We start from the raw sequence: 5,447 nt of genomic DNA, 5'->3' as shown, positions 1-5,447 counted from the left end.
TGCGAACGGCAGCCCTCAACCTGCTGCGCCTCGCCGGATTTCAGTCGATCCGAGCCGGACTACAGGCGGTGATGCATGACATCACGACGCTGCTGGAGATGGCGATGCGCCAGCCAGAACCGAACCCGATTTAATACTTTGAATCAGCCCTGGGTGCGCAGGGGGATGAAGATGCCGAGATTGCCCAACGGCCATTGTCAGATCCCAGGTGGTAGCGAGGTTTAGACCAACTGGTGTGTGACGGCAGTCACCGACAGATGCCCTGCTGCGGCTGATCCGGCAGCGCTGGAGCATGGAAAACGAGTGGCATTGGCCCCGCGACGCCCAGCTTGGTGAGGACGCCCATCGCTACGCCAACTGTCCCGGTACGCCGGTGTTCTCATCCCTGCGCACGGTGGTCATGAACCTGTTGCGGCGCGGCGGCTACCGGTCGGCGTGTCAACGGTCGATTAGTGGCTGTGAAGTTAGTTGGTTGGCTTTTCACAGCGCAGCGTCCAGCACAGGCGGGTGCCTTGCCAGTGTTGATCGAGCAGCTGGAACTGGCCAGCGAAGCCCTGCTGGCGGCCGAGGGCAAGGGCCTGGGCTGCCGATGGCTGGCCGTCTGCGTTGGGCAGGCGGGCGAAATACTGAACAGTGTCTTCGCTGATCACATTTAGGTGGGCTGGATTGGCGAAGGCGGAGGCGTGGGGATGGGCAGGGGTTTCGGCATAGAACAACCCATCGGGGCGCAGGATGCGCCAGACGTCGTTGAGGGCGCGCACAAAGGGGTTGTGCACCTGGCCATCAGCAAACAGAAAACGCGGCAGAAACTGGAGGAAATCAATGGCGGTCACCACGTCCACACTGCTGTCGGCGAGGTTGAGGGGCTGGAAGCCCACCCACTGGGTGAGCACACCCTCGGCCGTGATGGCGGCATCCACACCGATCACCCGGGCTGCCCGGAAGGGATTGCGAATCGTGCTGCCGCAACCCAGGTCAACACTCAACGCTGGCTCGGCAGGCGGCGCATCAGCTGGAGCTGGCGCCGATGGGGTAGCGGGCTGCTGGCAGGGCGGCAGGTCGAATAGGGCGGTGGCCCAGGGGGAAAACCAGGGGGGGGTGCTGGCCTCCTCCAGGGCCTTGCCGGCGGCAAGGGGGGGCAGAAGCAGCAGCTGGGCGAGCAGCTGGGGCAAGGGGAGCGACTCGGTTGCCGCCCCCGGAGGAGGCAGCAGGGCCGAAAGCTGATCGTGCTCTTCGGCCAGCAGGGGCTGATCGCGCAGGCCGCAATGGAGGAGGGAGCGATAGAGCTGCGGCAGGCGGGAGGCGGGGCGATGGATCAGATCGTGGAGCTCCTGCTCGCTGGCGCGGCAGAGCAGCCGCACCAGCAGCAGACGGTCGTCCTGGAGGGCAGCGGCAGTGACCTCGTCGTGGGGCTGGATCAGCAGCAGGTTGGCGCGGCGGCGGATGGCGTTGCAGCGGCTGAGCTGATCGGCGAGCGACTCCAGGCTGAGGGGTGTGCAGGGCCCCTGCGCCCAGTTGTCCTGATCGCGTATGTGCTGGAGCGTCTGGGCGCGCTGGGGCTGCCACCACGTCTCCAGCCAGGGCAACAGCGCCGGGGCGAGCTGGAGCACTGGCGGCTGATCGCCGGCGAGCAGGAGCAGGGCGAGGAAGGTGGCTGTGCTCGCTGCGTTGGGTGTGTTCTCTGCGGTGGGGGAACTTATGAGCTGCCGTTGCAGGGCGGCGGCCAGGCGCTGGTGGCCGGCGGCGGCGGGGCCGCTGCACGGGTAGGGGTGGCTGATCAGGTGGCGGCTCACCTCACCCACCTCGCTCTGCCAGAGGCTGGCGAGGGCCTCGCTGGGGGCCGCCAGCCAGAACCGGGCCAGGGGCCGGCGATCGGCGCCCTGAACCAGCGCGGCAAGGCTGAAGGGGTTAGGGAGGCGATCAGCCATGGGCGGCAGGGGCCTGGCTTGGACGCAGCAGGCCCGGTGCGCCGGCGCGGAAGAGATCGGCCTGGTTGAGGGCGTTCTCGAACTGGCGTTCGGCCTCCAGGCGAATCTGCTGGGGGCTGAGGATCTCGCCGAGCAGGGGGAGATCGGCGGGGAGGATAAAGAGGGGGCTGAGATCTGCGGCTGTGTAGTTGCCGAAGAAGGCCACCGGGGTGAGGTCGCCCAGAAACACGTAGGTGGGCAAGCGACAGAGGGCCGCCTCCAGATTGATGCTGCCGTGGCAGGCGAACAGGTTGATATCGAACTGCTGAAACCAGGCCGGATCGCTGTCGCTGAAGTCGCTGCGCTGATACACCGTAATGCGATCGCCGTTAGGAATCTCCTGGCGCAGCAAGGCGGCACGGAAGGTGGCAACTGGCCCGTGGGTCTTGGGGATCAGCGAGAGGTGGTAATCGAGCCCCGCGGCCTCCAGGTGCCCGGCAACGGCGGCGAGCAGCGCGCTGAGCGCACAGGGATCGGTGCGGAAGTAACCGTAGTAGCACTCTTCATTGAGGAACACGGCGATGCGCAGGGGCCCGGCTGGCGGCTGGGCCGTTGCTGGCTCGCCGCTGGTTTCGGCGAAAGCTGAACGCTCCAGCAGCTGGCGGTATTTACGCGGGCCACTCAGCAGCCGAGCGCCGGGATTCCTCGGCAGCGGCGCCAGGGGTTGGGCGATCGGGTGGCTCTGGCTGGAGAAGGCCGGGGTGAGCGGGCAATCCACCAGCACCTGCTGGGCGCACTTCACAGTGGGAGTTGATTCAGTGGTGAAGGAGTGGGCCAGCGACATGAACGAGGCGCCCTGGCCATAGCCGCGGCGCAGGGCCAGCAGCAGGGGGCTCACTACCTCCGTGGTGGCGATCCAGGCTGGTGCCGGGCAGGCCTGCTGCAGCTGGGCCAGCTGTTCCCAGGCCTGGTGCCAGGCCGCCACCAGGGGCAGCAGCAGGGCGGGCAGGGCCTGATTGAGCAGGTGGGTGCAGTGCTGGAGCGCGGCGGGCAGGGCGGGCAGGGGCTGGAGGGTGAAGGCCTCCGCCTGCGCCTGGCACCGCTGCCGCAGGGGGGCAGCTAGGGGAGCATGGCTGTAGGTGTAGGTGAGCACCTGGGTGCCCTCTGGGGCCTGCACCGGGCCCCAGAGGCCAGAGAGCTGGTTGTAAAGCACGAGGAAGGGGCCAGGCAGCTCGCGCACGCAAGCGTCAAGAAAGTATTGGGGTTCGCGTAGGTAGGAGAGATCGATGATGGAGGCAGCTGGTGTCAGGGGAGCTGGCGGCTGTTGCAGCGCCAGGGCTGGAAACAGCTGGCTGTCGCTCCAGCCGGCCAGGGCATCGCTCTGGAGGGATTCCGTAGGGATGGCCTGGCCCGTGAGCAGGGCGATGGCGGCCGTGGGATCGCTGCCCAGGTGACAGCTGATGCCCTGGCTGTTCAAACACGCCGCGGCGGCAATCGGGATGGCCGCATATGGCAACATCCCTGTGATCCAGGGTCGGGTGAGGTTGTCACCCACAACAAGCAGGATCTGGGAGTCAGAAACATCGGCGACCGCGGCCAGCACGGCAGCCAGCTGCAGCAGGCCCGGCAGATGGTCGGAGAGATCAAGCGTGAGGCTGGCGGCCTCCAGCGCGTGGCCAGCCCAGGGGGCCGGATCGGCGAGGCTGAGGCGCCAGAGGGAGGTGGGGTGCCAGAGCGACCAGAGGGGATTGAGCAGCCGGCTGTGGGCCGCGAAGGCGGGCTGGCGGCAAAAGTGCCGCTGCCAGAAGCGCGCAATCGCCTCGGGATGGTCGTAGGCAGGCTCCCTGCAGCAAAACAGCAGCTGCTCCAGTTGCGGTGCTGAGAGGCTGAGCAGTTCGGCCTGGCTGGGAGGGGTGAAGAAAACAACGCGGGTCATGGCTTGGTGCCTCAGGTTGGGAGATGACTGGACGGTGACAGTGGGCAGAAGCGCATCAGTGGACCAGGCCGTCATCAGGCCGTCATTCGATGTGCAGCAGATAAATTTGGCGAGGCAGGCGCTGAAGCACGTGCTCCAACTGCCGGGCGGTTGTGATCAGGACACTGGAGAGAGCCACTCACCAATTCTCCGTGCCCAGGCTCCGATGGTCATCGTGCAAGTCGTAACGGAGGAGCGGAAAGCGGCGTTCGCCAATCTTCCAAAGCGCGCGGCTCACGGAGATGGCGCTATCAATGAGCAGGCTTGTATCGATCCCGGGCTCCTCAAACCGAAACTTGAGTTGCACGAACAGCACCGGATCGCCGTCGTGGACGAGCCCTGGATGCACCAGCACGCCTTCCAGGCCCTGGCTGCTCAGGAGCCCTTCCAGAACATAGCGAATGGTCTGCTCGAACTCCGCCGACATCGGATGGTCGAGATCGCCCTCATAGGCGAAGGCCGACATGGCGGATGGACTGCCAAGGGCTAAGGGAATCGTAGGGGCCTTGGCTACGCCTCATGCCGAAGCTCCCAGCGCATCCAGAAAATCGGCGACAGGTTGGATCAACAGGCCATTGGCAAGCTCAAGGGCATTCATTAGACCCTAAGTCGAGCTGATCGCCCGTGAGCAACACATTGGCCTTACAGGCATGCGCAGCCCCATAGACCGGCTAGCCATTCTTGGCAAGATTAGCTGGGCAGGGGATGGAGGGGTTGTCTGCGACAAGCCGAATCGCGCTCAGCTGAAGGTTGAACTCAGGCAAGCGATCGGTAGCCTTGCATTCGAGGTTGCGCCGCGCCTCTTATCTCGCGTAGGCACTGTTCGCCAACTGAAAGAGCCCTTCTGCACCCAGCATGATTGCAAATGCGGCCTTTCCCCTGGGGTTGTGGGCAGCGGTGAACAGGACGTTCGCATCGAGAAACAGCCGCATCAGCGCGATTGCAGGCGCTTGAAAATCTGCTGACGATCCTGGTCTGAGAGGGCATCAGTCTGATCGCATTACAACTCCACCTCCAGCACGGCTGCTGGCTTGAGTCGCAGCTCACCGCCGCAGACTTCCACGATCACCGCGTCACCCGGCTCGATGCCCAGATGCCTGCGCATTTCGGCAGGCAACGTGATCTGGCCCTGGCTCGACACTGTGAGCACCTCGCGCAGGGAGGCACGCCGCGGAACTTGCATTGCCCTGCAATACGGAATTTCCGATTAGCTGCGCGGGGGCTCCTGCTGCGCCCGCATCTCATAGCGCCGGCCGCGCCAGTGGACGAAGACCGGATCGAGCTGGGAATCGGCCGGGCTGCGGCCACCACCTCGGGGTAGCGGTCGAAGCAGGCCAGGCAGAGCACCAGCTCGCCAGGAGCGGGTCGCACGATGAGAGCCGCTTCTGGGCCAAAGCCAGCACCGCAAACTCTTGCTCCAGCAGGGCGATCAGATGGCCAGGGCTGATTCAAAGTTTCAGCATGGGTTCGGTTCTGGCTGGCGCATCGCCATCTCCAGCAGCGTCGTGATGTCATGCATCACCGCCTGTAGTCCGGCTCGGATCGACTGAAATCCGGCGAGGCGC

4 protein-coding genes are annotated in these 5,447 nt (G+C 65.4%); all 4 read right to left on the bottom strand.

The window, feature by feature from the left end; genetic code table 11:
* Positions 1-464: 464 nt before the first annotated feature.
* Complete coding sequence (locus KBZ33_RS20980; protein ID WP_254955431.1) at positions 465-1,928, bottom strand: class I SAM-dependent methyltransferase; 1,464 nt, start codon at positions 1,926-1,928, stop codon at positions 465-467.
* The gene (locus KBZ33_RS20975) at positions 1,921-3,843 is read right to left on the bottom strand and encodes a hypothetical protein (RefSeq protein WP_254955432.1); all 1,923 of its coding nucleotides are present in this window, start codon (positions 3,841-3,843) and stop codon (positions 1,921-1,923) included. Before KBZ33_RS20975 ends, KBZ33_RS20980 begins: the two co-directional genes overlap by 8 nt.
* 178 nt (positions 3,844-4,021) lie before the next feature.
* Entirely contained in the window at positions 4,022-4,348 is a 327-nt protein-coding gene (locus KBZ33_RS20970; RefSeq protein ID WP_254955433.1) for a hypothetical protein, read from the bottom strand.
* A 534-nt stretch (positions 4,349-4,882) separates the two neighbouring features.
* A complete protein-coding gene (locus KBZ33_RS20965) occupies positions 4,883-5,065 on the bottom strand; it encodes an AbrB/MazE/SpoVT family DNA-binding domain-containing protein (protein WP_254955434.1) in 183 nt (60 codons plus the stop codon).
* Positions 5,066-5,447 lie beyond the last annotated feature (382 nt).

This window comes from Cyanobium sp. Cruz-8D1, from assembly GCF_024345975.1.
Classification (GTDB): domain Bacteria; phylum Cyanobacteriota; class Cyanobacteriia; order PCC-6307; family Cyanobiaceae; genus Cyanobium.
Note: the sequence above shows the minus strand (reverse complement) of the source record. Positions and strands in the feature narration are given on the sequence as shown.